The sequence below is a fragment of the Burkholderia sp. IT-111MI5 genome (assembly GCF_949752865.1).
In the GTDB taxonomy this organism is placed as follows: Bacteria; Pseudomonadota; Gammaproteobacteria; order Burkholderiales; family Burkholderiaceae; genus Burkholderia; species Burkholderia pyrrocinia_C.
In genome coordinates, this window is sequence record NZ_CATKIF010000011.1 from 51233 (window position 1) to 77287 (window position 26055).

Consider the following 26055-nt stretch of genomic DNA (forward strand, 5'->3'; position numbering starts at 1 on the left):
GTTCCCGATCCGCCGGCTGCTCGCCCGTTTGCCCGTTCAGCCGGAAACCTTTCAGTTTCCTTCGTAATGGCCTATGTCGCGCGACGACTGAAAACGACGAGAGCGCGCCGCTCCCGAGGGGGCGGGCGTGAAGTTCAGCGGCGCGAGCCTTGCGGCAACGCGGCCGGCCTGCGAGCAGCCGGCTCACGCGCTCAAGGCTTGCGCGCAGCCGTCTTCGCAAACGCGCCGCGCACCTCGAAGCTGATCGCATCCGCGACGTTGCCGCGCGCATCGACGAGTTCGAGCCGGTGCCGGCCCGGCCACGGCATCCACGCGACGCGGTCGGCATGCCCGATCACCTTGTCGTCGAGCCGCCACGCGAACCGCGTGGCGCGCCCGGCCGAGCGTTCGAACCAGATCCGCTGATTCTTCGGCGGAATGTCCGGGTCGATCGCGAAGATCGTGCCGTCGGTCGGCGCGCCGATCGTCAGCGGCGCGCGCGCACCGTCCTTGCCCGGCGTGACGGGCGCGGCGAGCCGGATCGTGTCGACCGCCGTTCCCGCGATGAACCACTCGCTGCGTGCAGGTTCGATGTCGCGCTCGAACGTGATGCGGCGCGTCTCGACGCCGGCCGGCGCGCGCGGCGCGCGGCTCGGCAGGTCGCGGTGCAGGTAGCCGACGACGGCCGACCACACGGGCGACGCGCCCGTGACACCCGACACGTCCCACATCGGCGAGCCGTCCGCATTGCCGACCCACACGCCGACCGTATAGCGCGACGTGAAGCCTACCGTCCAGTTGTCGCGCATGTCCTTGCTCGTACCGGTCTTGACCGCCGAGAAGAAGCGCGTCGCGAGCGGGTTGTCGAAGCCGAACGTGCGTACGCGCGCATTGTTGTCGGAGAGGATGTCGGTAACGACGAAGCTGGCCGCCTCGCTGAACACGCGCGTGCCGCCGTCCGCATGCGCGGGCGCCGACGCGCCGGACGCCGGCGCAGGCAGGTCGACGACCTTGCGCGCGACGCCGCCGTTCGCGAGTGCGCGATACGCGTTGGTCAGCGACAGCAGCGTGACGTCGGCACTCCCGAGCGCGAGGCTGAAACCGTAGTAGTCGCCTTCCTGCGCGAGCGGCAGGCCGAGCGCGGTCAGCGTGCGCACGAAGCGGTGCGGCGTGACGAGCACGAGCGTGCGCACGGCCGGCACGTTCAGCGAGCCGCCGAGCGCGCTGCGCACGCTTACCCAGCCCTTGAAATCCTTGTCGTAGTTCTGCGGAATGTACAGGCCGCCGCCGGCAGCGAGGTTGATCGGCGCGTCGTCGAGCAGCGACGCGGCGGTCAGCCGTTTTTCGTCGATTGCCTGCGCATAAAGGAACGGCTTGAGCGTCGAGCCGGCCTGGCGTGGTGCGAGCACGGCATCGACGTCGCGCGCGCTCGACAACGCGCCCGACGATCCGACCCACGCGCGAATCTCGCCGGTCGCGTTGTCGATCACGACGACCGCACCGTCCTGTACGTTGCGCCGGTGCGCGGGCGCATTGAGTTCGGTCAGCGCGCGCATCAGCGTGTCGCGCGCGAAGCGCTGCAGCGGTGCATCGAGCGTCGTGCGGACCTGCGCGCCGGCTGCCGGCCTGACCTCGGCCGCGATGCGCCGCGCGAAGTGCGGGGCGAGGGCGGCGCCGTCATCGCGTATGGCGTTGGCCGGGCGCGCAGTGACGAGCTGCACGTAGCCGTCGAGCGACGCGCACGCCTGCTCGGCATGCATGTCGCGCAGGATCCGGCATGCGCGCTCGGCGACCTTCGCGGGCGTCGCGTTGGGTGCGCGCACGAGTGCGGCCGCGATCGCGGCCTCGCGCGCGTCGAGGCCCGACGGCGCCTTGCCGAACAGTACCTGCGACAGTGCGCCGAGCCCGACCGTCTCGCCGCGGAACGGCACGAGATTCAGGTACGCCTCGAGGATCTGGTCCTTGCGCCAGCCGCGTTCGAGCAGCAGCGCGTTCATCGCCTGCGTGGCCTTCTGCGGCAGCGAGCGCTGGCCCGAGCGGCGCGGCGAATCGCTGAGCAGCCCGGCGAGCTGCATCGTCACGGTCGACGCGCCGCGCGTGCGCTCGTTCCACAGGTTGCCCCACGCGGCGCCGGCGATCCCGCGCCAGTCGACGCCGCTGTGTTCGTAGAAGCGCTTGTCCTCGGAGACGACGATCGCCTCGCGGAACGCGGGCGATACGTCCGCGAGCGACACCCAGTCGCCGCGCCGTTCGGCGAGGTCGACGCGCGTGCGCTGCAGCGGCGTGCCGTCGCGCGCGAGCAGCACCCAGTCGGAACTGCGCCAGTTGCGGCGCACGTCGTCGTAGCTCGGCAGCGCATGCGCGACGAGCGGCGCGGCCAGCACGACGGCGACGAATATGCGGCCGGCAAAACGCGCCGGCCGCGGCAAAACCCGATCGATCATCACGCGCTCACTGCTTGGCCGCGTCGGCCGGCTTCACGGTCATCGGCGGGTTCGGCCACAGGCCGTACACGGACGGCGCGTACAGCGCCTCGACGCGCGTCGGCGGCAAGCCGAACGTGCCGACGTTGTTCAGCCGCACCGTGTACTCGACCGAGAATTTGCCCTTCGGCAAATAGTCGTAGTACGCGCGGTAGCCGTCGAAATCGCGCTCGATGAACGCCGGCCACGCGCCGTCCGGAGTCTTCTCGCCCTGCGTTGCCGCTTCGGAATCGCGACCGAGGCCCGAACCGAGGATCGTCGCGCCGGACGGGATCGGATCGTTGACGACGACCCACGTCATGTCGCTCTGCGCATCGATGTCGAGATGCACGCGCACGACGTCGCCGCGCGTCAGCACGCCCTTGACGGCGGGCGACACCGGCGTGACGGTCTTCGTGATCCGGTAGCCGGCCGCGAACGGCGAGCGCAGCGGCACGGCCGCGAGGCTCTCGACCGTCGCCCACGGGCGGCCCGTGCCTTCCTGCGTGACGGACAGCGTGGCCGGCGCCTGCGACGCGCGCGGCCACGGCATCAGCACGCTGCGCGCGGTGGCGGCGCGGGTCGCGGCGGTGGCCGATGCAGGCGTGTCGGCCGGGGCCGGCGCCTGCGACCACGAGATCGAGCGCTCGTTGCCGCCGAGCGCGACCTTCGTCGCGCCGGAGACGGGCGTGCTCTCGTAGGTGCGCGAGAAGCGCTCGACCGCGAGCAGCCCGAGCGCGTTCGACGTCGTCGTCTGCCACGCGCCCTGGCGCTGCAGCGCGAGCAGGCCGGCCGTGATGCGCGGCATCTCGTCCTTCCACGCCGGGTCGCCCGCGAATTCCATCGCGAGACGCGCGGCGTTGGTCTCGTTGCTCGTCATCAGCCACCACAGGTCGTCGTCGCGCGCGGTCGAGAACACGAGCTGCGTGCCCTGGTACGTGAGGCGCGCGCGCAGGATCTGTTCGACCTGCGCGCGTTTCTCGTCGCGCTGCGGGATGTCCTTCACGCGCGTCAGGATCGCGTGATAGTCGATCACCGCCGACGTCGGCCACTGGTTCGGCGCGATCTCGATCGAGCCGAGCATGCGGCCTTGCGCGGCACCATAGCGCGACAGCGCCTCGATCGCGGCGAGCTTGCGCAGGTCGCGATCCTGGCGCGGTGCCCACGCGTTGCGCTCGAGGCGGCCGTCGACGAAGCGCGCGAGCCCGGCTTCGAGCTGCGTGCGCAGGTCTTCCGGCAGCGCGAAGCGCGGGTCGGCACGGCTCGCCTCGTCGGACAGCACGAGCAGGTACGACGACAGCGTCGGGCTGCCGTGGTGCGAATCGTCGGACGACGGCGGGAAGTAGCTCGCGAGCCCGTCGCTGTCGAGATAGACGGGCATGCGTGCGACCAGCGCCTGCCATTGCGCGGGGTCGCGCAGGCCGATCGCGCGCGACGCCTGCTGTTCGAGGCAGCGGTACGGATAGCGCTCGAACCAGCGGCGCACGCCGGGCAGGCCGTCGGCAAGCTTCGACTGCAGCGACACGGCGATGCCGCCGCGCGGCGCGCCCTGTGCGTTGCTGACGGCGCCGACCGGGGCCGACACGGGCACCGTCAGCGTGCCGTCGACCTGCGCGAGCGTCGCCTGCTGCACGGTTACCGGCAGTGCAGGGACGACCTTCTGCGCGACCGCCAGCGCGTCGGACGCGCGCTTGCCGCCTTGCTCGGCCGCTTCGATGCGCCAGTTCAGCGCGCCGGCCGCGTCGAGCGCCTGCTCGGGCACGGTGATCGTCCACGCGACCTCGGTCGCCGTATTGGCCGCGAGCGACACGGTTTGCGGCGCGACGTCGAGGCCCGTCACGCGCGGCGTCACGACGACCTGCATCGCGCGGTCGGTCGTGTTGCGCAGCGTGACCTGCGCGCGGAACGCGTCGCCTTCGCGCACGAGCGGCGGCAGGCCGGAGATCAGCTGCAGATCCTGCGTGCTGCGGATCGACGTGCTGCCGGTGCCGAAACGGTCGGGGCCGACCGCCGCGATCGCGACGATCCTGAAGCGCGTGAGCGCATCGTTCAGCGGCACCTCGACGGTCGCGCTGCCGTTCGCGTCGAGCGTCACGCGCGGGTTCCACAGCAGCAGCGTGTCGAACAGCTCGCGCGTCGGCGCGCTGCCGCCGCCGCCGCCGGCCGGCACGGCCTTGCGGCCGAAGTGGCGGCGGCCGACGATTTCCATCTGCGCGGTGGCCGTCTCGACGCCGTATGCCCGCCGCCGCAGCATCGCGTCGAGCAGGTCCCAGCTGTTGTTCGGCATCAGTTCGAGCAGCGCCTCGTCGACGGCCGCGACCGCGATCTGCGTGCCGGCCGGCGCGGGCTGGCCGTTCGGCAGCGTGACCTTCACGTGCGCCTGCGCCTTGCTTCGTACCGTGTAGCGGGTCGCGTCGGTCGTCACGGTCACGCCGAGACGGTGGACGCCCGTGCCGACCTTGATCTCGCCGAGGCCGTAGCGGAACGCGGGTTTCGACAGGTCGACGAACGCGGTCGGTGCCTCATAGTGGCGGCCTTCGCGCCAGAATGCGCGCGCCCATTCGACCGGCGCTTTCCAGCCCCACGTGAAGAACGAGTACCACGGCACTTCGCGAATCCGGCCGCGCAGTGCGAGCACCGACACGTAGACGTTCGGCCCCCACGATTCGCCGACCTTCAGGTCGACGGTCGGGTTCTTGCCGTTCAGCTCGACGATGTGCGTTTCCATCACGCCGCCGCGTTCGACCGCGACGAGCGCGGTCGCGTAGCGGAACGGCATGCGCACCTGGAAGCGGGCCGTTTCGCCCGGTTCGTACGATGTCTTTTCCGGGATCACGTCGATCCGGTCGGTGTTGTCGCCGCCGAACCAGAGTTCGTCCTCGCGCGTGACCCACACCGACGTCGATGCGTTCGACGTGCGGCCGTCGCCGTCCTTCGCAACCGCGATCAGCTGCACGTTGCCGGCCTGTTCGAGCGTCGCGTCGCAGGCCATGCGGCCCTTGTCGTCGGTCTTGCCCGAGCACAGCACGCCGAGATCGCGCGTGTCGCTCTTGTTGTCGTACGCATAGAAGCCGCCGACCATCCGCTTGCGCGACGACGTCGTGATGTGCGCGACGCCCTTGATCTCGATCGGCACCGAGGCGCGCGGCTTGCCCTGCAGGTCGACCGCGAGCGCCTGCACGGGCACGCGCTGGCCGACCGACACCCAGCGGCCGGCCTTGATGCCGGCCACCACCGCGGCCGGCCACAGGATCGTGTCGCCGCGGATCGTCTGCACTTCGCCGTTCGGGTCGGAGAACGTCGCTTCGAGCGCGATGCGCTTCGGTGCGTCGACGTCGGGCAGGCCCTTGAGCGTGACCGAGCCCGCGCCGTTGCGGTCGAGCGTCAGCGGCAGCTTGTCGGCGATCAGCTTGGTCGCGTCGGGATCGTTGTTCGACGACGACGCGTTGTCGCCGTCCTGCGTATCGTCGTCGGCGTTGCCGTCGCTCTTGTCGGCGCGATACGGCGTGAAGCTGAAGTCCTCGAAGCGATCCGCGAACGGCGGCGACGCCCACTTCATCAGCGCCGACACCTGCACCGGCAGGTTCGATGCGCCGCCGCCCGATACGTAGTCGATCTGCACCGCGAGCGGCGCTTCCTTCACCGCGACGAGCGGGCTCTTCTGCGCATCGCGTGCGCCGATCGATCCCTTCAGCACCGGCAGGCGGAACGTCTCGACGCGGAAGCTGCCGCTGTAGTAGGTGGCGGTCGGCGCATCTTCCGGGCCGCCTTCGAGCTCGACGCTGTATTCGCCGAGCTTCGCGGCCGGCGGCAGCGTGAACTGCGTGTCCGCGCTGTGATCGGCGGCCCACGTGAGCGGCAGCTTGTACGTCTGGCCCGTGCCGAGATGGCGGATCGTCACGCGCGTCGGGTATTGCGACGGGAACGCGAGGCTCTGCAGCGTCTCGGTACGGATGAAATGCTTCATCGACACGGTTTCGCCTGCGCGCAGCAGCGTGCGGTCGAACACTGTATGCGCGCGCACGGTCGGCGCGCTGTCGGTGTCGGTCGGCACGTTGAAGCGCCAGGATTCGATCCCGCGGTTCCAGCCCGAGCTGACGAACGCCATGTCGGGGCCCGTCTTCGGATCGTCGACGCGCGCCGACACGAAGTAGTCGTCGAAACGCTCGGACGAGCGGCATTCGTGCTTCGGTTCGAACTGCCCGTCGATCTTCAGCAGGCCCTGCGCATCGGTCTTGCCCGCGGCGATTTCATCGCCGTTGCAGTCCGACACGCGGATCTGCGCGTTCGGCACGGGCTTGCCCTTGTCGAGCGTCGTGACCCACACGAGGTTGTTCTCGCGGCCCTGTTTCAGGTGCACGCCGAGGTTCGTGACGAGCACGGTGGTGCGCACGTACATGCTCGACGGCTTCGCGAGCAGCGAGCGGCCGAGCGCGGGTGACGCGAGTTCGAGCACGTAGAAGCCGGGCTTGTCGATCGGCACGCCGACGATCTCGAACGGGCGCAGCGTCTTCGGGTCGGCCTGCGGCAGCGTCAGCGCCTGCGCGCCGGGCTCGCCCTTGAGCAGCGACAGCGAGCGCACGTCGATGCGGCGATCCTTCGGCGCGGGCTGCTTTTCGCCGGCCTGGAGCGGCACGTAGACGGGGTGCTGGCCCTTGCGTTGGAGCAGGCCCGGAATCTGGCTGTCGATCGAGCCGGCCGTCATCGACCAGTTGTCGAAGCGGTCGACGGTGCGCATCCACTGGCGGATCGCGGTGTCGTTCTCGACCTTCAGGTTCGCGAACTGCGCGCCGCCCGCGTTGAGGCCGGCGATATGCAGGTCGGCCTCGACGTTGCGCAGCGTGACGGGCACGAGCGCCGGCGTATCGGGTTCGGCGAAGCGCTCGACGATCCCGAAGGTGCCCGACGAGAATTTCGCGAGCGGCGGCATCGGCGCGGTGCGCGTCGCCAGCGGGAACAGGTCGGCGTTGGACAGCGAGCGGTCGGTCACGTCGCGCAGGCCCGACGGCAGTTCGATCGTCAGTGCGGCCTGCGCGGGCAGGGGCGGGTTGAACGTGACGGTCGTCACTTCCTCGCTGCGGTCGTCGGCCGCGAAGGTCGGCGACAGCGAACCGTCGGAGCCGCGCAGCTTGATCGCCTCGGCGTTCTTGCGCGAGATCGGCGCGTTGAACGACAGCGTGAGCGGGCGCAGCGGCGTGCAGGGCGCCTTCGCGTTCTCGCGTTCGCACGAGAAGCTCGCGGCGAACGGCGCGCGTACGGTGAAATCGAAGCGTCGTTCGGTTTCGTTCGCGATGCCGCTCGGGCTCGCGACGCCCTTGCCGTACACGAGCTGCATCTTGGCGCTCGCCGGCAGCGCCTGCGAGCAAGACAGCGTCAATACGCGCGCGGCGTCCTTCTTCAGCCCGAAATGGTCGAGTAGTGCGTTGCGCGTATCGTCGTCGGCGGCCGTGACGGGAATGCGGTTGCCGATGCCGGCCGCTTCGCACCAGATGTTCGCGAGCGCCGAGCGCGGTTCGGCCGGGCCGTTCAGCTTCATCACGAAGACCTGCCGTTCCTCGATCTCGCGCGAGCCGGGGCGCACGTTCACCGGGAACGGGCCGCCCGTCTGGAACGTGAAGCGGCGCGGGCCGCTGGCCGCATTGCCGGCGACCGAGCGCAGCGTGTCGTTGAGCGCGACCGAGCAGCGCACGCCGGGCGGCAGGTCGTTTTCGAAATCGTAAACCCAGGTCTTGTCGTCGAGCCAGTGACCCTGGCCACGCGCGGCGGTCGAGTCGTTGCAGGTCACGCGCGCGGGATTCGGCGCGGATGCCGAGCCGAACGCGACCATCGGTTCGTCGAACTTGACGACGGTCTGCCGGACTTCGGTGACGGTACCTTGCGGCGACACGCTCACCGTGCGCGCCGCGAGCGCATGCAGCGACAGGGCCGCGGCACCGCCGAGCGCCGCGACGGCGCCGATGCGCCAGAGCAGCCGTGTGGTGTGGTTGGTTCGCTTCGCTTTGTTCTGTTTGTCGTGCTGCTTCATCGCTCGATGCCCTCGGAGGGAAGCTTTCTGTTTGATTGCGGCGTAAGGATACAATGGCCGGATGCAACGATTCCAGGCTTTCATGTTCGAACTGATGCCGACCGACGAGCAGCGGCGCGATATGTGCTGCTACGCTGGTTCATGTCGGTTCGTCTACAACAAGGCTCTGGCGCTGCAAAAAGAGAACTATGAAGCAGGCGGCAAGTTTATCGGCTATGTGGCGATGGCCAAACGTCTCACGGAATGGCGCAATGATCTGGAAACAGGCTGGCTGAAGGATGCTCCAGTTCATGCTTTGCAACATTCGCTTAGAAACTTAGAGCAAGCGTACAAAAATTTTTTCGCCAAACGATCGGCGTTCCCATGCTTCAAGAAAAAGGGGAGTCGGGACAGCTTCCGCTACCCGGATCGCAAACAGATCAAGCTGGACCAGGTCAACAGTCGTATCTTTTTGCCGAAGCTGGGCTGGGTTCGATACCGCAACAGTCGAGATGTACTGGGCGAGCTGCGACACGTCACGGTATCCCTTAGGGCGGGAAGATGGTTTGTTTCGGTTCAAACCGAGTGTCGAGTTGAGAATCCGGTGCCACAGGCCACCAGTGCCATTGGGGTCGACGTTGGCGTTACTCGATTCGCCACATTCAGTGACGGCACGTTTGTTCCCCCTGTCAATAGCTTTCGACGCCATGAGGCTCAATTACGACGTGCTCAACAGTCTTTGAGCCGCAAAACGAAGTACAGCAACAACTGGAAGAAGGCGAAAGCCAAAATTCAGCGCCTCCATTTCCGCATAGGCAATGTTCGCCGCGACTTTCTGCACAAGGTTACGACCACAATCAGCCAGAACCACGCGATGGTGTGTGTCGAGGACTTGCGGGTGCAGAACATGTCGGGATCCGCGGCAGGCAGTATCACAAGACCAGGCAGGAATGTCAGGGGCAAGGCTGGTCTAAACAAATCCATTCTTGATCAAGGATGGTTCGAGTTCCGCCGTCAATTGGAGTACAAGCTGACGTGGAGCGGGGGTTGGCTTGTCGCCGTACAACCACGGAACACGAGCCGGACATGTCCGCGTTGTGGTTATATTTCGCGGGACAGCCGAGTGACCCAAGCGCGGTTTGTTTGTGTCGATTGTCGTTTCGAGGAGCACGCCGACGTGGTCGGTGCACTCAATGTGCTGGCGCGGGGGCACCGCGTTGCAGCCTGTGGAGAGAGGGTGCAGTTGGGCCGCTCTGTGAAGCAGGAACCCACCGAAGTGGCTGTACGGCTCATCGTATAGCACCGTAGGAATCTCATGCCCGGCTACGTAGCACAGGCTGGCCGAGGGAAGGGAGGATGCCAATGCACGCGATTCTAACCGACGGTCATGCGCACACATCGTCGCGCGCAGCCGCAGTGTGTCGCCGGCATGCGACACCGGTGCGTCCGTCGCAGATTTGTCGCGTCGACGACACAAAAATGCAGCGAAATGTCGATTGTCTCGGATTGCGGAACATTTAATGGACTATAAAAAGATTGTTCGATCCGATTTGTGCGCGTACATTTCAGGTCCGCGCCGAAGTTTGAGAAATATCAAGCGTGGTTTTCCCGAATCCGGCGTTCGAGAGAAGGAAACATGCACAACGACAACACCCCCCACTCGCGTCGCGACGGCGACGCAGCCGCAACCGGCATCACGCGGCGTCAATGGCTGCAGGGCGCACTGGCGCTGACGGCGGCGGGCCTCACGGGCTCGCTGGCGTTGCGGGCCCTGGCCGATGCACCCGGCACCGCGCCGCTCGATACGTTCATGACGCTCTCCGAAGCATTGACCGGCAAGAAGGGGCTGAGCCGCGTGCTCGGCCAGCGCTTCCTGCAGGCGTTGCAGCAGGGCTCGTTCAAGACGGCCGACAGCCTGCCGCAACTCGCCGGCGCACTCGCGTCCGGCTCGCTGAATCCCGATCAGGAAGCGCTCGCGCTGAAGATTCTTGAAGCGTGGTATCTCGGCATCGTCGACAACGTCGTGATTACCTACGAAGAAGCATTAATGTTCAGCGTCGTATCCGATACGCTCGTGATCCCTTCGTATTGCCCCAACAAACCCGGCTTCTGGGCCGAAAAACCGATCGAGAGGCAAGCCTGATGGCCGATACCGATACGCAAAAGGCCGACGTCGTCGTCGTCGGATCGGGTGTCGCAGGCGCGATCGTGGCGCACCAGCTCGCGATGGCGGGCAAGTCGGTGATCCTGCTGGAAGCCGGCCCGCGCATGCCGCGCTGGGAAATCGTCGAGCGCTTTCGGAATCAGACCGACAAGACCGATTTCATGGCGCCGTACCCGTCGAGCCCGTGGGCCCCGCATCCGGAATACGGCCCGCCGAACGACTACCTGGTCCTGAAGGGCGAGCACAAGTTCAACTCGCAGTACATCCGCGCGGTGGGCGGCACGACGTGGCACTGGGCCGCGTCCGCGTGGCGCTTCATCCCGAACGACTTCAAGATGAAGACCGTGTACGGCGTCGGCCGCGACTGGCCGATCCAGTACGACGACCTCGAGCATTATTACCAGCGCGCCGAGGAAGAGCTCGGCGTGTGGGGCCCGGGCCCCGAGGAAGACCTGTACTCGCCGCGCAGGCAGCCGTACCCGATGCCGCCGCTGCCGTTGTCGTTCAACGAGCAGACGATCAAGAGCGCGCTCAACGGCTACGACCCGAAGTTCCACGTGGTGACCGAGCCGGTCGCGCGCAACAGCCGCCCGTACGACGGCCGGCCAACCTGTTGCGGGAACAACAACTGCATGCCGATCTGCCCGATCGGCGCGATGTACAACGGGATCGTGCACGTCGAGAAGGCCGAGCAGGCCGGTGCGAAGCTGATCGAGAACGCGGTCGTCTACAAGCTGGAAACCGGCCCGAACAAGCGCATCGTCGCGGCGATCTACAAGGACAAGTCCGGCGCCGACCATCGCGTCGAAGGCAAGTACTTCGTGGTTGCGGCGAACGGCATCGAGACGCCGAAGATCCTGCTGATGTCGGCGAACCGCGATTTCCCGAACGGCGTCGCGAACAGCTCCGACATGGTCGGCCGCAACCTGATGGACCACCCGGGCACCGGCGTGTCGTTCTACGCGAACGAGAAGCTGTGGCCGGGCCGCGGCCCGCAGGAAATGACGTCGCTGATCGGTTTCCGCGACGGCCCGTTCCGCGCGACCGAAGCCGCGAAGAAGATCCACCTGTCGAACATGTCGCGCATCAACCAGGAGACGCAGAAGATCTTCAAGGGCGGCAAGCTGATGAAGCCCGAGGAGCTCGACGCGCAGATCCGCGAACGTTCCGCGCGCTACGTGCAGTTCGACTGCTTCCATGAAATCCTGCCGCAACCCGAGAACCGCATCGTGCCGAGCAAGACGGCCACCGACGCGATCGGCATCCCGCGCCCCGAGATCACGTATGCGATCGACGACTACGTGAAGCGCGGCGCCGTGCACACGCGCGAGGTCTATGCGACGGCCGCGAAGGTGCTGGGCGGCACCGAAGTCGTCTTCAACGACGAGTTCGCGCCGAACAACCACATCACGGGCGCGACGATCATGGGCGCGGATGCACGCGACTCGGTCGTCGACAAGGACTGCCGCACGTTCGACCATCCGAATCTGTTCATCTCGAGCAGCTCGACGATGCCGACCGTCGGTACGGTAAACGTGACGCTGACGATCGCGGCGCTCGCGCTGCGGATGTCGGACACGCTGAAGAAGGAAGTCTGACCGTGCGGAAATCTACTCTCACCTTCCTCCTCGCCGGCTGCCTCGCGCTGCCGGGGCTCGCGCGCGCGGCCGACGCGGCCGATCCGGCGCAGGTCAAGCGCGGCGCATACCTCGCGATCGCGGGCGACTGCATGGCGTGCCACACCGCGAAGGGCGGCAAGCCGTTCGCGGGCGGCCTCGGGATGCCCGTGCCGATGCTCGGCAAGATCTACACGAGCAACATCACGCCCGATCCCGATACGGGCATCGGCAACTGGACGTTCGACGACTTCGAGCGCGCGGTGCGCCACGGCGTCTCGAAGAACGGCGACAACCTGTACCCGGCGATGCCGTACGTGTCGTACGCGAAGATCAACGACGACGACGTGCAGGCGCTGTATGCGTACTTCATGCACGGCGTCGAACCGGTCAAGCAGGCGCCGCCGAAGAACGAGATTCCCGCGCTGCTGAGCATGCGCTGGCCGCTGAAGATCTGGAACTGGCTGTTCCTGAAGGACGGCGTGTACCAGCCGAAGCCGGCACAGAGCGCCGAGTGGAACCGCGGCGCGTATCTCGTGCAGGGCCTCGCGCACTGCAGCACGTGCCACACGCCGCGCGGCATCGCGATGCAGGAGAAATCGCTCGACGAGTCGGGCGGCAGCTTCCTGTCGGGCTCGGTGCTCGCGGGCTGGGACGGCTACAACATCACGTCCGACCCGAACGCGGGGATCGGCGGCTGGACGCAGCAGCAGCTCGTGCAGTACCTGCGCACCGGCAGCGTGCCGGGCGTCGCGCAGGCGGCCGGCCCGATGGCCGAGGCGATCGAGCACAGCTTCTCGAAGATGACGGAATCCGACATCGGCGCGATCTCGACGTACATCCGCACGGTGCCGGCCGTCGCCGGCGGCGACGCGAAGCAGTCGCGCTCGTCGTGGGGCAAGCCGGCCGAGGATGGCCTGAAGCTGCGCGGCGTCGCGCTCGCGTCGTCGGGCATCGATCCGGCGCGGCTGTATCTCGGCAACTGCGCGACCTGCCACCAGATGCAGGGCAAGGGCACGCCGGACGGGTATTACCCGCCGCTGTTCCACAACTCGACGGTCGGCGCACCGAATCCGACCAACCTCGTGCAGGTGATCCTGAACGGCGTGCAGCGCAAGGCCGGCAGCGAGGACGTCGGGATGCCGGCGTTCCGCCACGAGCTGTCGGATGCGCAGATCGCCGCGCTGACGAACTACCTGACCGGGCAGTTCGGCAATCCGGCCGCGAAGGTGACCGAGCAGGACGTCGCGAAGCTGCGTTGACGCGGCGCGCGACGGCGTAGCAGCGCAACATCGAAGAAGAGCGGCATCGAACGAGAGGAGGAGCACAGCACATCGGGCGGACCCCGATGCCGGTTGTTGCAGAGCGGGGCGGGCAGTGCAGGCGGCTGCCCGTCCCGGTTCATTGGCAATCCGGTGCGCGAGCCGCGCATCGTTTTTCGTTGATCGACACCATGACACCGAATCAACCGTTTCTCGCGTCCCAGCGCGATGTGCTGCTGCTGCTTGCCCGGATCCTGCTCATGATCCTGTTCGTGATGTTCGGGTGGAAGAAGATCGTCGACTTCCCCGGTACCATCGCGTTCATGGGTTCGGAAGGCGCGCCCGCGCCGATCGTGTCCGCGGCCATCTCCGTCGCGATGGAGCTGTTCGCCGGGGTCGCGATCCTGGCCGGCTTCCAGACGCGGCCGCTCGCGCTGCTGCTTGCGCTGTATACGATCGGCACCGCCATCATCGGCCACCACTATTGGACGATGACGGGCGGCGAGCAGATCAACAACATGATTCATTTCTACAAGAACATCGCGATCTCGGGCGGCCTGCTCGCGCTCTGCGCGGCGGGCCCCGGACGTTTTTCGATCGATCGCGGATAAACGGGCCCGTGGCGCGCGCATGGGGCGCGCGCTGGAAGGTCGAGACTCCGAGGGGGCATCATTTTGCGACTCAAACATTTCGCATGGCTGATCGCGGCCGCCACACCGGCGGCCGCTTTTGCACAAACGAGCGTGACGCTTTACGGCCGTGTCGACGGCGGCGTCGAATACCTGAACCACATCGCGACGCCGAACGGCAGCAAGTCGCGCTGGAGCGCGGAAAGCGGCGACTGGGGCACCAGCATGTTCGGGCTGAAGGGCATCGAGGATCTGGGCGGCGGGCTGTCGACGGTCTTCAACCTCGAAACCGCGTTCCAGGTGATGAACGGCCAGACCGGCGGCGGCCGCATGTGGTCGCGGCGCGCGTATGTCGGCCTGAAGAGCGACACGTGGGGCCAGCTGCAGGCCGGCCGCAACCTGTTCATCGACAGCGACGGCGTGTGGGAATTCGATCCGTTCGTGCAGCAGGCGTTTTCGTCGGCATCGCTCGTGCGCGGCCGCAACTGGCAGCAAAGCAGCAACAACATCGAATATCACAGCCCGGTGATCGGCGGCTTCGACGTGCAGGCGCAATACGCGTTCGGCAACCAGTCGCGCGGCTTCAACTACGGCGCCGCCGACGATTTCGGCCGCTCGGACGGGATCATGATCTCGTACCACTCGCCGGTGCTCGACGTGCGCGGCATCTACGACGAACTGCGCGACAACAACGGCAAGTTCAGCAACATCTTCACCGCGTCGCGCGAGTATTTCGTCGGCGCGAACGTGAAGGTGTCGAAGTTCAAGATCCAGGGCGCGTATACGCACTACCAGGCGCCGGACAGCCCGGCCGGTGTCGCCGATCGCGCCGATCACTACTGGCTCGGCGCAACCTACACCGCGACGCCGCAGTGGGCGGTGACGGGCGGCGGGTACTACGTGAAGGTCGGCGACGGCGGCGGCGATGCGTCGCACGATCCGTCGGGCCACGCGATGATGTACGTGCTCGGCACCACGTACAACCTGTCGAAGCGCACGTTCCTGTACGGCACCGTCGCGTATGTGCGCAACGGCGGCAACTCGAACTTCTCGCTGCTCGCGACGCCGCGCGACGCGACGTCGGGCACGAGCCCGCTGACGGGCGAGTCGCAGACGGGGGCGTATGTGGGGATGATGCATACGTTCTGAGCGGGGTAGCTACCAAGCAACGCACGGGCGGTAATCGTCCGTGCGTTGTTGCGTTTACGGCGTGAGGCTGGTGCCGGTCAGAACAGACACGCCTCGGTCGTCGTCAGCATCGCGAACGGGCCGTCGAGCGTCGCATTGTGATGCGCGACGATCCGCTCGGCCGACAGGGCCGGCGTATCCATGCAGGTGTGCGCGTCGGCAACGAGCACCGCTCGAAAGCCGAGATCGGCGGCCGCGCGGCAGGTCGTATCGACGCAGTACTGCGTCTTCATCCCGGTGACGACGAGTTCTCCGATGTTGGCCGCGCGCAGCCACTCGGCGAGTCGTGTGCCCGCGAAGCAGCTCGGCCTGGTCTTGTCGAACACGGTGTCGCGCGCGGGATCAATCGCGAGTTCCGGCAGCAGCGCTGTGAGCGGCGAGCCGGGCGCAATCGGCGAGCCGGCGGGGCCGGTGTGACGCACGGCGAACACGGGCGCACCGGCTTCGTGTGCGCGGCCGATCAGCCGGTTGATGTTCGCGAGCACACGGTCGCCGTCGTGCGGACGATCGAGGCCATGAAACAGCCCGACCTGCATGTCGACGACGAGCAGCGCGCGTTTGGGGGAAGGGGCTTCGGACATCGCATTCTCCTGAGTGACCGGTACGGACGGAGAAGCGGAAAGACCCCGTCCGGAACCGGCGGGGCCTGTGAGGAATCGGTGGCGCTACGACCTTGCGCGCACTTGCCGCACGAGCCCGCCGAAGGCGGTCGTGCGCGTCGTGGTCGAAGAAGTGGTCGTGGCGTTGCGCATGGAGCGATCATGCCCGACGCGCACGCACCGCGTCAATCGCGTGCCGCACATTTGCCGCTGCTCAGTCGAGCGACTTCCCGGCCTTTTCGTCCATGCAGCGTATCGCGAGCAGCGTGAGCACGCCGCAGCCGATCGCATACCAAGCGGGTGCATTCGGGTTGCCGGTTGCCGCGATCAGCCACGTGACGAAGAACTGCGCGAAGCCGCCGAAGATCGCGACGCCGACGCTGTACACGAGCGCGCCGCCAGTCGCGCGCACCGCACGCGGGAACAGTTCGCCGAGCATCGCACCCGTTGCGCCGATGTTGATCGCATGCACGATCGACAGCGCCGCGATGATCGACAGCAGCGACGCGGCGCCCGGCCAGCGGTTCAGCGCGATGAACGCCGGGTAGATCGCGGCCATCAGCACGATGCGTGTCCACCAGACGATCCGGTTGCGCCCGTACACGTCGGACAGGTGGCCGCCGATCGGCGTCACGAACATCAGGATCGCGCCGGCGACGCAGCCGGCCGTCATCGACAGCCAGGTCGGCAGGTGCAGCACCTGCACGCCGTAGATCGCCATGTAGAACACGATGATGTAGTGGATCGACGTGCCGCCGATCGTCACGCCGAGGCCCGCGAACACGGCCTTGCCGTGATGGCGCAGCACGTCGGCGAGCGGCAGCGACGCGACCGGCTCGTCGTGCGCGGCGACAGGCGTAGCGGCCGGCACTTCCTCGACGGTGCGGCGCAACCAATAGCCGATCGGCACGAACAGCGTGCCGATGATGAACGGCACGCGCCAGCCCCAGCTTTCGAGCTGCGCGGCATTCAGCGTGGACGTCAGCGCGACGCCGGTAAGCGCGCCCGCAAGCGCGGCGAGCCCCTGGCTCGAGAACTGGAACGACGCGTAGAAGCCGCGCCGATGCTGCGGCGCCTGCTCGAGCAGCAGCGTCGTCGACGCGCCGACTTCGCCGCCCGACGCGAACCCCTGCAGCAGGCGCGCGAGCACGAGCAGCAGCGGCGCCGCGAGGCCGATCTGCGCGAAGGTCGGCGTGACCGCGATCATCGCGGTGCCGAGCGCCATCAGCAGCAGCGTCAGGATCATCGCCTTCTTGCGGCCCGCGCGGTCGGCATACATGCCGATCACGAGCCCGCCGAGCGGACGCGTGACGAAGCCGACGCCGAAGCTCGCGACCGCGAGCATCAGCTGTCCGAACGACGAATGCACCGGGAAGAACAGCTTGCCGATCAGGATCGCGAAGAAGCTGTAGACCGTGAAGTCGTAGAACTCGAGCGCGTTGCCGACGGCAGCGGCCGCGATCAGCCGGCGTTTCTTCGCGGCGGCGCGGGCATCGGCCGGCGTGCCGGCGAACGAAAAGGCAGACGTTTCCATGGGATTCCCCCGGGTAAGCGCGAAACTGCGTGGTGAAGGGCCGTCAGGCCGCGAGCCAGGCTTCGGCGACGCGAACCCAGTAGCTCGCGCCGATCGCGAGGATGTCGTCGTTGAAGTCGTAGCCGGGGTTGTGCACCATGCAGCCGCCCTTGCTGCCGATCCCGTTGCCGATGAATGCATAGCAGCCGGGGCGCGCTTCCAGCATGAACGCGAAATCCTCGCTGCCCATCAGCGGTGCGGCCTCGGTTTCGACCCGCTCGGCGCCGAGCATCCGGCGCGCGATGTCGGCCGCGAACGCGGTCGGTTCCGCATGATTGACGAGCACCGGGTAGCCGTAGTCGTAGTCGACTTCCGCGGTGACGCCGAAGCTTTCCGCCTGGCCTTTCACGAGCGCTTCGATGCGGCGCGCGAGCAGCGCACGCACGTCGGCGTTCAGCGCGCGCACCGACAGTTTCATCACGACGGTTTCGGGAATGATGTTGAACGTCTCGCCGGCCTGCACGCTGCCGACCGTGATCACGGCCGCATGCTGCGCGTCGACCTCGCGCGCGACGATCGTCTGCAGCGCGACCATGATGCTGCCCGCGGCCGACATCGGATCGCGCGCGAAATGCGGCATCGCGCCGTGGCCGCCGACGCCGCGCAGCGTGATCGTCACGCGGTCGGCCGACGCCATCGCGGCACCGGTGCGGAAGGCCATGTCGCCGGCCGCGCGGCCCGGCATGTTGTGGATCGCGAAGATCGCATCGCACGGGAAGCGGTCGAACAGGCCGTCGTCCATCATCGCCTTCGCGCCGCCGAAGTTTTCCTCGGCCGGCTGGAAGATCAGGTTCAGCGTGCCGGAGAACTGGCGCGTCGCCGCGAGGTGGCGCGCCGCGCACAACAGCATCGCGGTGTGACCGTCGTGGCCGCATGCGTGCATCTTGTTCGCATGGCGGCTCGCGTACGGCAAGCCCGTGGCTTCCGCGAGCGGCAGCGCGTCCATGTCGGCGCGCAGGCCGACCGTGCGTGTGCCTTGTCCTTCGCGCAGCACGCCGACGACGCCCGTCTTGCCGATGCCGCGATGCACTTCATAACCCCAGCCGGTGAGCAGCTCGGCGACGAGATCGCTCGTGAGCGTCTCTTCGAACGCGAGTTCGGGATGAGCGTGGATGCGGCGGCGCACCTCGACCAGCTCGGGGGCGATCGCGGCGATGCCGGGGATGACGGGGTTCACGGCTTGCAACATGGTCTCTCCTGTGGGGCCGGTGGGGCGTTTGACGCGCATATGACGTGCAAGCATATAAATTTCTTTTGCGCACCAGAAGCTGCTAAATTGCTTTGGTGCTCACCACCGGTTGCCGCTCGGGAATACCCTGAACCGGCGCGTACGGCCGGGTACCGGGTTTCCACGGATCACGCATCGCCGCCATGAAATACCATCAGCTGAAAGCGTTCGTCACCGTCGCGGAAGAGGGGAGCATTCGCGCGGCCGCGCGGCGCCTGAACGTGTCGCCGGCTGCGTTGACGAAGGCGGTCAAGGAACTGGAGATCGCGCTCGGCGTGTCGCTCGTCGTGCGTACCGCGCGCGGCGTGCAGCTCACCGCATTCGGCCAGCAATTGCAGGTGCGCGCGCGGCTGATCGTCGCCGAGATGCAGCGCGCCCGCGACGACATCGAGCAGGCGCAGGGGGCGACGACGGGCTCCGTCGCGGCGGCGATCACGCCGGCCGCCGCGGTGACGATCCTGCCCGATGCGTTTCGCGCGTTCCGGCGCCGCTTTCCGGTGGCGCGCGTCAACCTGATCGAAGGGTTTCCGGGCGTGGCGCTGCCGCGCCTGCACGACGGCTCGCTCGATTTTGCGGTGGCTGTCGTCGTGCCCGAATTGCTGGCGGCCGAGTTCGATCATGCGGAGCTTTATGCGAGCCGCTCGCTGATCGTCGCGCGCAACGAGCATCCGCTCGCGTCGGCCACGTCGCTCGCCGATCTCGTCGAGGCCGACTGGCTGATGAATCCGTCACCGGAAAGCTCGACGCAGGCGCTGTTCAATTCGTTCGTCGCGCACGGGTTGCCGGTGCCGGCGCGCATCGTCGAATGCCCGAGCTTCGGGCTCGCGCACAGCCTGATGACGGGTTGCGACCTGATCGCGTCGATGCCCGAGCAACTGCTTCAGGGCGAGTGGGCACGCGATCAGTTGACGGTGCTGCCGATTCGCGAGCGTTTGCCGGCCGTGTCGGTGCAGGTCGTCACGCGCCGCGACAGCCCGCTGACGCCGGCCGCGGCGATGCTGCTCGATTGCCTGCGCGATTCGGCGCGACGCAAGGGGCTGCGGTGAGCCGGCATCTCGGGAAGCGACCGTCATCGCGTAGTCATCCTGACGATATGGTGCGCCGCGCTGTCGTTTGAACGGCACGACGCTTGCCCGCCGGGCGCGCAGTTCCGGCGCACGCCGCGCGAGCCGGTATCATAGCGGCCGGCCCGCCGCTCCGGCCGGCCTCCAACAACATCGCCATCCGGCATCCAGCAAGCAGAGGCATCACATGACCAGTGCAACCCAATTCGACAACGTATCGGTCGTCAAGCGCGCGAACGTCTATTTCGACGGCAAGTGCGTGTCGCATACCGTGCTCTTCCCGGACGGCACGCGCAAGACGCTTGGCGTGATCCTGCCGTGCGCGCTCAACTTCGGCACGGACGCGCCCGAATTGATGGAAGTGCAGGCCGGCAAGTGCCGCGTGAAGCTCGACGGCAGCAGCGAATGGCAAACCTACGGCGCCGGCGAATCGTTCTCGGTACCGGGCAAGAGCCGCTTCGACATCGAAGTGCTCGAGACGCTCGACTACGTCTGCAGCTACCTGTAAGCGCGGGCGGCACAAAAAGAAAAGCCCCGCCGAAGCGGGGCTTGTCGCAAGCGGATGGCGCAAGGCCATCCGGAGCGCCTGTTCTCGTCTCGTTACAGGCAGGCGTTGATGTCGCCGGCCGACGACGCATCGCCGCCGCGGAAACCGACCCAGGTCTTCGCGTTTGCGGCGTTGGCCGGGCGCACCACGGCAGCGGCGCCATTCGGCGGCTGCTGGCCCGGTGCATAAACTGCCATCGCGAGGCCGTTCGCCAGTTCATACTGCGACGTCACCTGTTGCTGCGACTTGTCGGCCCAGGTCTTCGCGATGCACTGCGCCACCTGGTCGGCGGGTTTCTGGCTTTGTCCCACGTTCTGCAGGGCAGAATCGGCTGCATGAGCAGAAAATGCCACGGTCAATGCGATGAGCGGTAAGTATTTCACGTTCACGTTATCTCCCTCGAGTCGTGATTGATTGAGTGGGATGCGCAGCAGTACTGCGTGCTAGTGAGATCGCAGCGGACAAGCACGGTTCCGGCTATTCCGAAACAAGTTGTTAACGCGCTTGCCAAACGGCGGCTGCGGTGCTGTGCACTCTGCTGCGGCGCGGCATGCATCGTGTGCGGCCCGTTGGTGGACGGGCGATGCGGCAACGACGTCATGCGTTGCCCGGTCGGCGCGCTGCCCGGTCGTGTGGTGACATGACGGTCGCGGCGAGCGGCATGTGTCTGCATGCCGTGCCGCGACTCTTTATCTGATCGCGAAGTGGAATGGCTTGATTGTGTTGGCCCCGTCGCATGAGGACCATGATGACAAACTTTCGTCGGTCGGATTGTTAACCAACTTTAAACGCGGGAAGCAGCGGAATGCGATGCGGTGCGCGAGGCGCGCGCCGCATCGTGCAGCGAGGTGAGGCGAGGGCACGTTGCTCGCCCGCGCATGCGGGATGTGTCAGCGGGCCTTGCGCGTGCCGATGTCGCGCAGGTTGGCCGGGACGATCGGACGGAAGCGCTCGCGCTTCTGTTCGTCATCGAAGTGCTGGAGCGCGGGCTTGATCAGGTCGCTGCGCGACACGATGCCCGTGATGCGCAGCGATTGCTCGTCGTCGACGACCGGCAGGCGTTCGAGGCCGAGCATCGCGAGACGCGATGCGACGACGCGGCACGTCTCGTGCGCAAGCGCGACGGCGGGCACGCGGTCTGCGAACGCGGCCGAGATCGGCGTGTCGGCCGTGGCGTGTGCGCGCTGCGCGTCGAGTGTTGCGCGATCGACGAGGCCGAGCAGGCGGCCGTTCTGCACGACCGGGTACGCACGGTGCGTCTGCTTCGCGCCGAAGTACTGCATGTCGACGGCGTCGAGCGTCGACGCGCCGTCGATCGCGACGAGCCGGTCGGCGGACGTCATCACTTCGCCGATGTCATGCCGCTCGAGCGGATCGACGCCGTATTCGCGGTAGATATGATAGCCGCGGCGCGCGATCTTTTCCGTCATGATCGAGCGCTTCATCACGACGGTCGCGAAGCCGTGCGCGACGAGCGTCGCCGCGAGCAGCGACAGCAGCGCGTTGGCGTCGTGCGTGAGGCCGAACGCGAACACGATCGCGGTCAGCGGCGCGCCGAGCGTTGCGCCGAGCGTCGCGGCCATGCACACGAGCGGCCACAGCGCCGGATCGCCGCCCGGCAGCACCGGCGACAGCACGGTGCCGAGGCCTGCGCCGAGCATCAGCAGCGGGGCGAGCACACCGCCCGACGTACCCGAGCCGAGTGCGATCACCCACATCACGGCCTTCACGATCAGCAGCGCGAGCGCGATCTCCAACGCGATGTGCTGGTGCAGCAGATCACCGATCACGTCGTAGCCGACGCCGAGCGCCCGCGGTTCGAGCCAGCCGCCGATGCCGATCACGATCGCGCCGAGCGCGGGCCACCACATCCAGTGCACGGGCAGCTTCGCGAAGGTGTCCTCGACGCGGTACAGCGCAGCCGACAGGCCGCAGGCGAGCATGCCCGACAGCAGGCCCGCGACGATGCACGACAGCAGCGCGACCGGCGTCGGCGCGGCCGTGGCGAGCGGAAACAGCGGATCGACGCCGAACAACAGCGCGCGCGCGAAACCGGCCACCGCGCACGCGAGCGCAACCGGCAGGAAACTGCGCGGACGCCATTCGAACAGCAGCAGTTCGACCGCGAGCAGCACCGCGGCGACCGGCGTGCCGAACACGGCCGTCATCCCTGCGGCCGCACCGGCGACGAGCAGCGTCTTGCGCTCGGCCGCGGTCACGTGTACGCACTGCGCGATCAGCGAGCCGAGCGCGCCGCCCGTCATGATGATCGGGCCTTCGGCGCCGAACGGGCCGCCGCTGCCGATCACGACGCCGGACGACAGCGGCTTGAGAATCGCGACCTTCGGCGACATGCGGCTCTTGCCGAACAGGATCGCCTCGATCGCTTCCGGAATGCCGTGGCCGCGAATCTTTTCCGAACCGAAGCGCGCCATCATCCCAACGATCAACCCACCGATCACCGGCACGACGATCACCCATGCGCCGAGCGTATGGTTCGCCGGAGAGCGGTCGGCGAACGAGAACTGCTGGAAGAAGAACAGGTTCGTGAACAGGTGGATCAGGCTCAACAGCACGAACGCGGCGAGCGTGCTGAGCAGGCCGATCCCGGCGGCAAGCAACGCGATCCTGGGCAGGCGTTCGTTGGTCGAGAAATCGCGTTTGTGCGGTGCGTTCATCGGAGTGGTAAAAGCAAGGGGTCAGTAATCGATCTGGGGAACCTGGAACGTGCCCTTGAGCGACTTCAGCTCGGCGCGATGCATCGCCGCGAGGCGGGTGAGCAGCGTCTCGCCGGCTTGTTCGAGATGGACCTCGACCTGCCGGCGGTCGGCTTCGCTCGTCTTGCGCTTCACGAGCCCGAGCGCTTCGCAGCGCGTCACCAGCGCGACGACGCCGTGATGCTGCGCCTGCAGGCGTTCCGCGAGCTCGCCGATGGTTGCCCATTCGCGATGCGGATAACCCTTGATGTGCAGCAGCAGCAGGTATTGCAGCGGCGTCACGCCTTCGCTTTGCGCGGCGCGTTCGGAGAAGCGCTCGAAGCGGCGCATCTGGTAGCGGAACTCGGACAGTTGCTGGAAATCGCTTTTGTTCAGCGCGCGTCTGGTATCGTTCATCGAGGTCGGTCGGGCAGTCGGTTTCGGAAGCGATAAATATATCACAACATGATATAAATGGCCGAATTAATGCGGAATGACTGCATTCCGCGTTGCGTCAAGCAGCCTCGGGCATCTGCGTCTGCTGGTAAAGGCCCGTGACGAGATCCGTCTGCGTAATGATCCCGACGAGCTGGCGTGACGCGTCGACGACCGGAATATGGTGATGGCCCGAATGCGTGAACAGCGGCACGAGCGCGGTGATCGGCATCGTTTCCTGCACGAACGCAACGTCGCGCGTCATCACCGCCGCGACGCTCGCGGGCTGGCCGCCGAACGATTGCGGCAGCCGTGCGGACAGGCGTTGCCACAGCGGGGTCGGGCGGCGCAGCTGGCGCGTGAGGTCGGCGCGCGTGACGATGCCGACCAGGCGGCCTTCGCCGTCGACGACGGGCAGCGCCTTCACGCGGTGGCGGTCGAGCAGCGTGAGCGCGGCCGTCACCGACGTCGACGGCGCGACCTCGATCGCATTCTTCGTCATCAGGTCGGCGCACTTGAGCTGGCCGAACGTGCGCGTATAGGCCTGCATCTCGGTTTCGCGCAGCAGCGTTTCGAGATCATCCGGATCGACGTCGAGCCATTCGCCGCGACGCTTCAGCACCGCGTCGAGGTCGCCGCGCGTGAAGCCGCCGCGCGCCGGCGCGGCGCCTGCCTGTGGTTTCGCTTCGGCGCGCGCGCCGCCATGCGGGTAGCGGTGCCCGGTCAGCGCGTGATACGCGAGCGCGGCTGACAGCAGGATCGCCGATTGCAGTGCGATCGGCTCCAGCACGAAACTGAATCCGAGCGAATGGATTGCCGGGCCGCCGACCACGGCCGTGAGCGCGACGGCGCCCGACGGCGGGTGCACGCAGCGCAGTGCGAACATGCCGCCGATCGCGCATGCGATCGCGACCGCGGCGGCCGTAATCGGATCGGCGATCCATAACGCGCACGCGACCCCGACCGTCGCCGCGACGAGATTGCCGCCGATGATCGACCACGGCTGCGCGAGCGGACTCGCCGGCACCGCGAACAACAGCACGGCCGATGCCCCCATCGGCGCGACGAGCAGCGGCACGAGGCCCGGCACGCCGGGCAGCCACCGCATCGTGACGCCGACCGTCGCGATGCCGACGAGCGCGCCCGTGCATGAACGCAGTCGCTCGCGCCAGCCGAGCGACATCGGATGGGGAATGAAACTGTGCAGCCATTGACGCAACGTGCGGTGCGACGAAGAGGAGCCTGACGACATGGACGGGTAAGCGGTAAAAATGACAGCGCGGGTATGCGCGGCGACAAGGGCGAAATTATATTGCATTGTGATACAAATTGTCGCGCTGCATCAAGCCGTTGCGCGCGCACGACGTACGCGCCTTGCATAAACCTTTCATTGGACGAAAGCTTGGGTGGTTGGCAATAGCGCAAATTTGTCTGCGGCGGCGTACAATTCCGCCCACTGAATCCCCGACATACCAGAACCACGTACGCGATGCCCGCTCTCCCGCCTTTCCCCCGGCACGGTGATCATCGATTCGGCGTGGTTCGCGGCCGCGCTCCGTTCCCCACCTGACGCGAGCGCCACCGACGCCTCCCCACTGACTCTCCCCAAGCCAAATCAATGGACATGCTCGAAAACATGCGCCTGTTCGTGCGCGTTGTCGAAGCCGGCAGTTTTACGGCGGTCGCGAAGGAAATCGACGCGACTACCGCGCAGGTCTCCCGCGCGGTATCGAACCTCGAAGCGCACGTACAGACGCGCCTGCTGCATCGCACGACGCGCCATCTCGGCCTTACCGAAAGCGGCGAACGCTATTTCGAGCGCGCGAAATCGATCCTCGCGGAAATCGACTACGCGAACGCGGAGGCGCGCAACGCACTGCTGCGGCCGAGCGGCAAGATGCGCATTCATGCGATGACGGGGCTCGGGCAGAGTCATGTCGTGTCGTCGATCGTCCGCTACCAGGAGGACAACCCCGACGTGTCGGTCGAGCTGACGCTCGCGCAGCGGATGCCGAATCTCGTCGAGGAAGGCTACGACGTGTCGATCGTGACGGCTTCGCAGTTGCCCGATTCGGGTTACGTCGCGCAGACCTGCGGCACGAGCTGCAGCGTGCTCGTCGCGTCGCGCGAATACCTCGCGCGGCACGGCACGCCGCAGTCGCCCGACGATTTGCCGAACCACGTGTGCCTGCGCCTCGATACGCCTGCATCGCCGGCCGGCGAATGGCGGCTCGAGCGCAATGACGAAGAAGTGGCCGTCTACGAACTGCAGCCGGCACCGTTCCAGGTCAACGTGCCGGACGCGCTGTGCGTCGCGGTGCGCGCCGGGCGCGGGATCGCGTGCGTCGCACTGTATACGGTGCTCGACGACATCCGCGCCGGGCGGCTGATCCGCGTGCTGCCCGAGTACCGGCTGCAGACGGTGAGCGTGTACGCCGTCTACGCGACGCGCCGTTATCTCGACGCGAAGATCCGCACGTTCCTCGATCACCTGCGCACGACGCTCACGCCCGCGCTGGAGAACGACCTGCGCGAACTCGACCGTCTGACGGTCGAGCAGATGCCGGGCGGCCGCAAGCGCGCTTGACGGTGTGGGCGGGCGCGGCCGC

General features: G+C 67.1%; 18 protein-coding genes. 9 read left to right on the forward strand and 9 right to left on the reverse strand.

Annotation, left to right across the window (positions count from 1 at the left end; genetic code table 11):
• Nucleotides 1–191: 191 nt before the first annotated feature.
• Both pbpC and ACM6JT_RS08480 read right to left on the reverse strand, forming a co-directional pair.
• Entirely contained in the window at nucleotides 192–2423 is a 2232-nt protein-coding gene (gene pbpC / locus ACM6JT_RS08475) for a penicillin-binding protein 1C (protein ID WP_414856265.1), read from the reverse strand.
• A gap of 7 nt (nucleotides 2424–2430) precedes the next feature.
• Complete coding sequence (locus tag ACM6JT_RS08480) at nucleotides 2431–8466, reverse strand: alpha-2-macroglobulin family protein (protein ID WP_414856266.1); 6036 nt, start codon at nucleotides 8464–8466, stop codon at nucleotides 2431–2433.
• Nucleotides 8467–8527: 61 nt separating this feature from the next.
• Between ACM6JT_RS08480 and ACM6JT_RS08485 the strand changes: the two genes are divergently transcribed.
• The 6 genes from ACM6JT_RS08485 to ACM6JT_RS08510 all read left to right on the forward strand — a co-directional run bounded on the left by ACM6JT_RS08485 (nucleotide 8528) and on the right by ACM6JT_RS08510 (nucleotide 15265).
• Nucleotides 8528–9745: an RNA-guided endonuclease InsQ/TnpB family protein gene (locus ACM6JT_RS08485; RefSeq protein ID WP_081938400.1), complete on the forward strand. Its 1218-nt coding sequence runs from the start codon at nucleotides 8528–8530 to the stop codon at nucleotides 9743–9745.
• Between the two features lie 336 nt (nucleotides 9746–10081).
• A complete protein-coding gene (locus ACM6JT_RS08490; protein ID WP_175747632.1) occupies nucleotides 10082–10588 on the forward strand; it encodes a sugar dehydrogenase complex small subunit in 507 nt (168 codons plus the stop codon).
• Nucleotides 10588–12207, forward strand: coding sequence for a GMC family oxidoreductase (locus ACM6JT_RS08495; protein ID WP_414856267.1), 1620 nt, complete (start codon nucleotides 10588–10590; stop codon nucleotides 12205–12207). Before ACM6JT_RS08490 ends, ACM6JT_RS08495 begins: the two co-directional genes overlap by 1 nt.
• A 2-nt stretch (nucleotides 12208–12209) precedes the next feature.
• Nucleotides 12210–13487, forward strand: a complete 1278-nt coding sequence (locus tag ACM6JT_RS08500) for a c-type cytochrome (protein WP_414856268.1) — start codon at nucleotides 12210–12212, stop codon at nucleotides 13485–13487.
• Nucleotides 13488–13678: 191 nt separating this feature from the next.
• On the forward strand, nucleotides 13679–14098 hold the full coding sequence (locus ACM6JT_RS08505) for a DoxX family protein (RefSeq protein WP_034180247.1): 420 nt from the start codon (nucleotides 13679–13681) through the stop codon (nucleotides 14096–14098).
• A gap of 63 nt (nucleotides 14099–14161) precedes the next feature.
• On the forward strand, nucleotides 14162–15265 hold the full coding sequence (locus ACM6JT_RS08510; RefSeq protein WP_034180246.1) for a porin: 1104 nt from the start codon (nucleotides 14162–14164) through the stop codon (nucleotides 15263–15265).
• A gap of 77 nt (nucleotides 15266–15342) precedes the next feature.
• On the opposite strand, the gene ACM6JT_RS08515 is transcribed toward ACM6JT_RS08510, so the two are convergent.
• The 3 genes from ACM6JT_RS08515 to ACM6JT_RS08525 form a co-directional block, all read right to left on the reverse strand.
• Entirely contained in the window at nucleotides 15343–15885 is a 543-nt protein-coding gene (locus tag ACM6JT_RS08515) for a cysteine hydrolase family protein (RefSeq protein WP_217587646.1), read from the reverse strand.
• A 232-nt stretch (nucleotides 15886–16117) separates the two neighbouring features.
• On the reverse strand, nucleotides 16118–17437 hold the full coding sequence (locus tag ACM6JT_RS08520) for an MFS transporter (protein WP_414856269.1): 1320 nt from the start codon (nucleotides 17435–17437) through the stop codon (nucleotides 16118–16120).
• A gap of 43 nt (nucleotides 17438–17480) precedes the next feature.
• A complete protein-coding gene (locus ACM6JT_RS08525) occupies nucleotides 17481–18665 on the reverse strand; it encodes a M20 aminoacylase family protein (protein ID WP_128841371.1) in 1185 nt (394 codons plus the stop codon).
• 182 nt (nucleotides 18666–18847) lie between these two features.
• Here ACM6JT_RS08525 and ACM6JT_RS08530 point away from each other — a divergent pair, with 182 nt between their 5' ends.
• Nucleotides 18848–19750: a LysR substrate-binding domain-containing protein gene (locus ACM6JT_RS08530; protein WP_034180242.1), complete on the forward strand. Its 903-nt coding sequence runs from the start codon at nucleotides 18848–18850 to the stop codon at nucleotides 19748–19750.
• Nucleotides 19751–19955: 205 nt separating this feature from the next.
• Nucleotides 19956–20276, forward strand: coding sequence for a pyrimidine/purine nucleoside phosphorylase (locus ACM6JT_RS08535; RefSeq protein WP_006478890.1), 321 nt, complete (start codon nucleotides 19956–19958; stop codon nucleotides 20274–20276).
• A gap of 92 nt (nucleotides 20277–20368) precedes the next feature.
• On the opposite strand, the gene ACM6JT_RS08540 is transcribed toward ACM6JT_RS08535, so the two are convergent.
• The 4 genes from ACM6JT_RS08540 to ACM6JT_RS08555 all read right to left on the reverse strand — a co-directional run bounded on the left by ACM6JT_RS08540 (nucleotide 20369) and on the right by ACM6JT_RS08555 (nucleotide 24698).
• Nucleotides 20369–20704, reverse strand: coding sequence for a hypothetical protein (locus ACM6JT_RS08540; RefSeq protein ID WP_174418674.1), 336 nt, complete (start codon nucleotides 20702–20704; stop codon nucleotides 20369–20371).
• Nucleotides 20705–21205: 501 nt separating this feature from the next.
• On the reverse strand, nucleotides 21206–22993 hold the full coding sequence (locus ACM6JT_RS08545) for a chloride channel protein (RefSeq protein ID WP_131948874.1): 1788 nt from the start codon (nucleotides 22991–22993) through the stop codon (nucleotides 21206–21208).
• Between the two features lie 21 nt (nucleotides 22994–23014).
• Entirely contained in the window at nucleotides 23015–23428 is a 414-nt protein-coding gene (locus ACM6JT_RS08550) for a MarR family winged helix-turn-helix transcriptional regulator (RefSeq protein WP_034180240.1), read from the reverse strand.
• 97 nt (nucleotides 23429–23525) lie between these two features.
• Nucleotides 23526–24698 carry an HPP family protein gene (locus tag ACM6JT_RS08555; protein ID WP_414856270.1) on the reverse strand — a complete coding sequence of 391 codons (1173 nt, stop codon included), beginning with the start codon at nucleotides 24696–24698 and terminating at the stop codon, nucleotides 23526–23528.
• Between the two features lie 366 nt (nucleotides 24699–25064).
• On the opposite strand from ACM6JT_RS08555, the gene ACM6JT_RS08560 reads away from it, so the two are divergent.
• Nucleotides 25065–26033: a LysR family transcriptional regulator gene (locus tag ACM6JT_RS08560; RefSeq protein WP_034180238.1), complete on the forward strand. Its 969-nt coding sequence runs from the start codon at nucleotides 25065–25067 to the stop codon at nucleotides 26031–26033.
• Nucleotides 26034–26055: the final 22 nt, after the last annotated feature.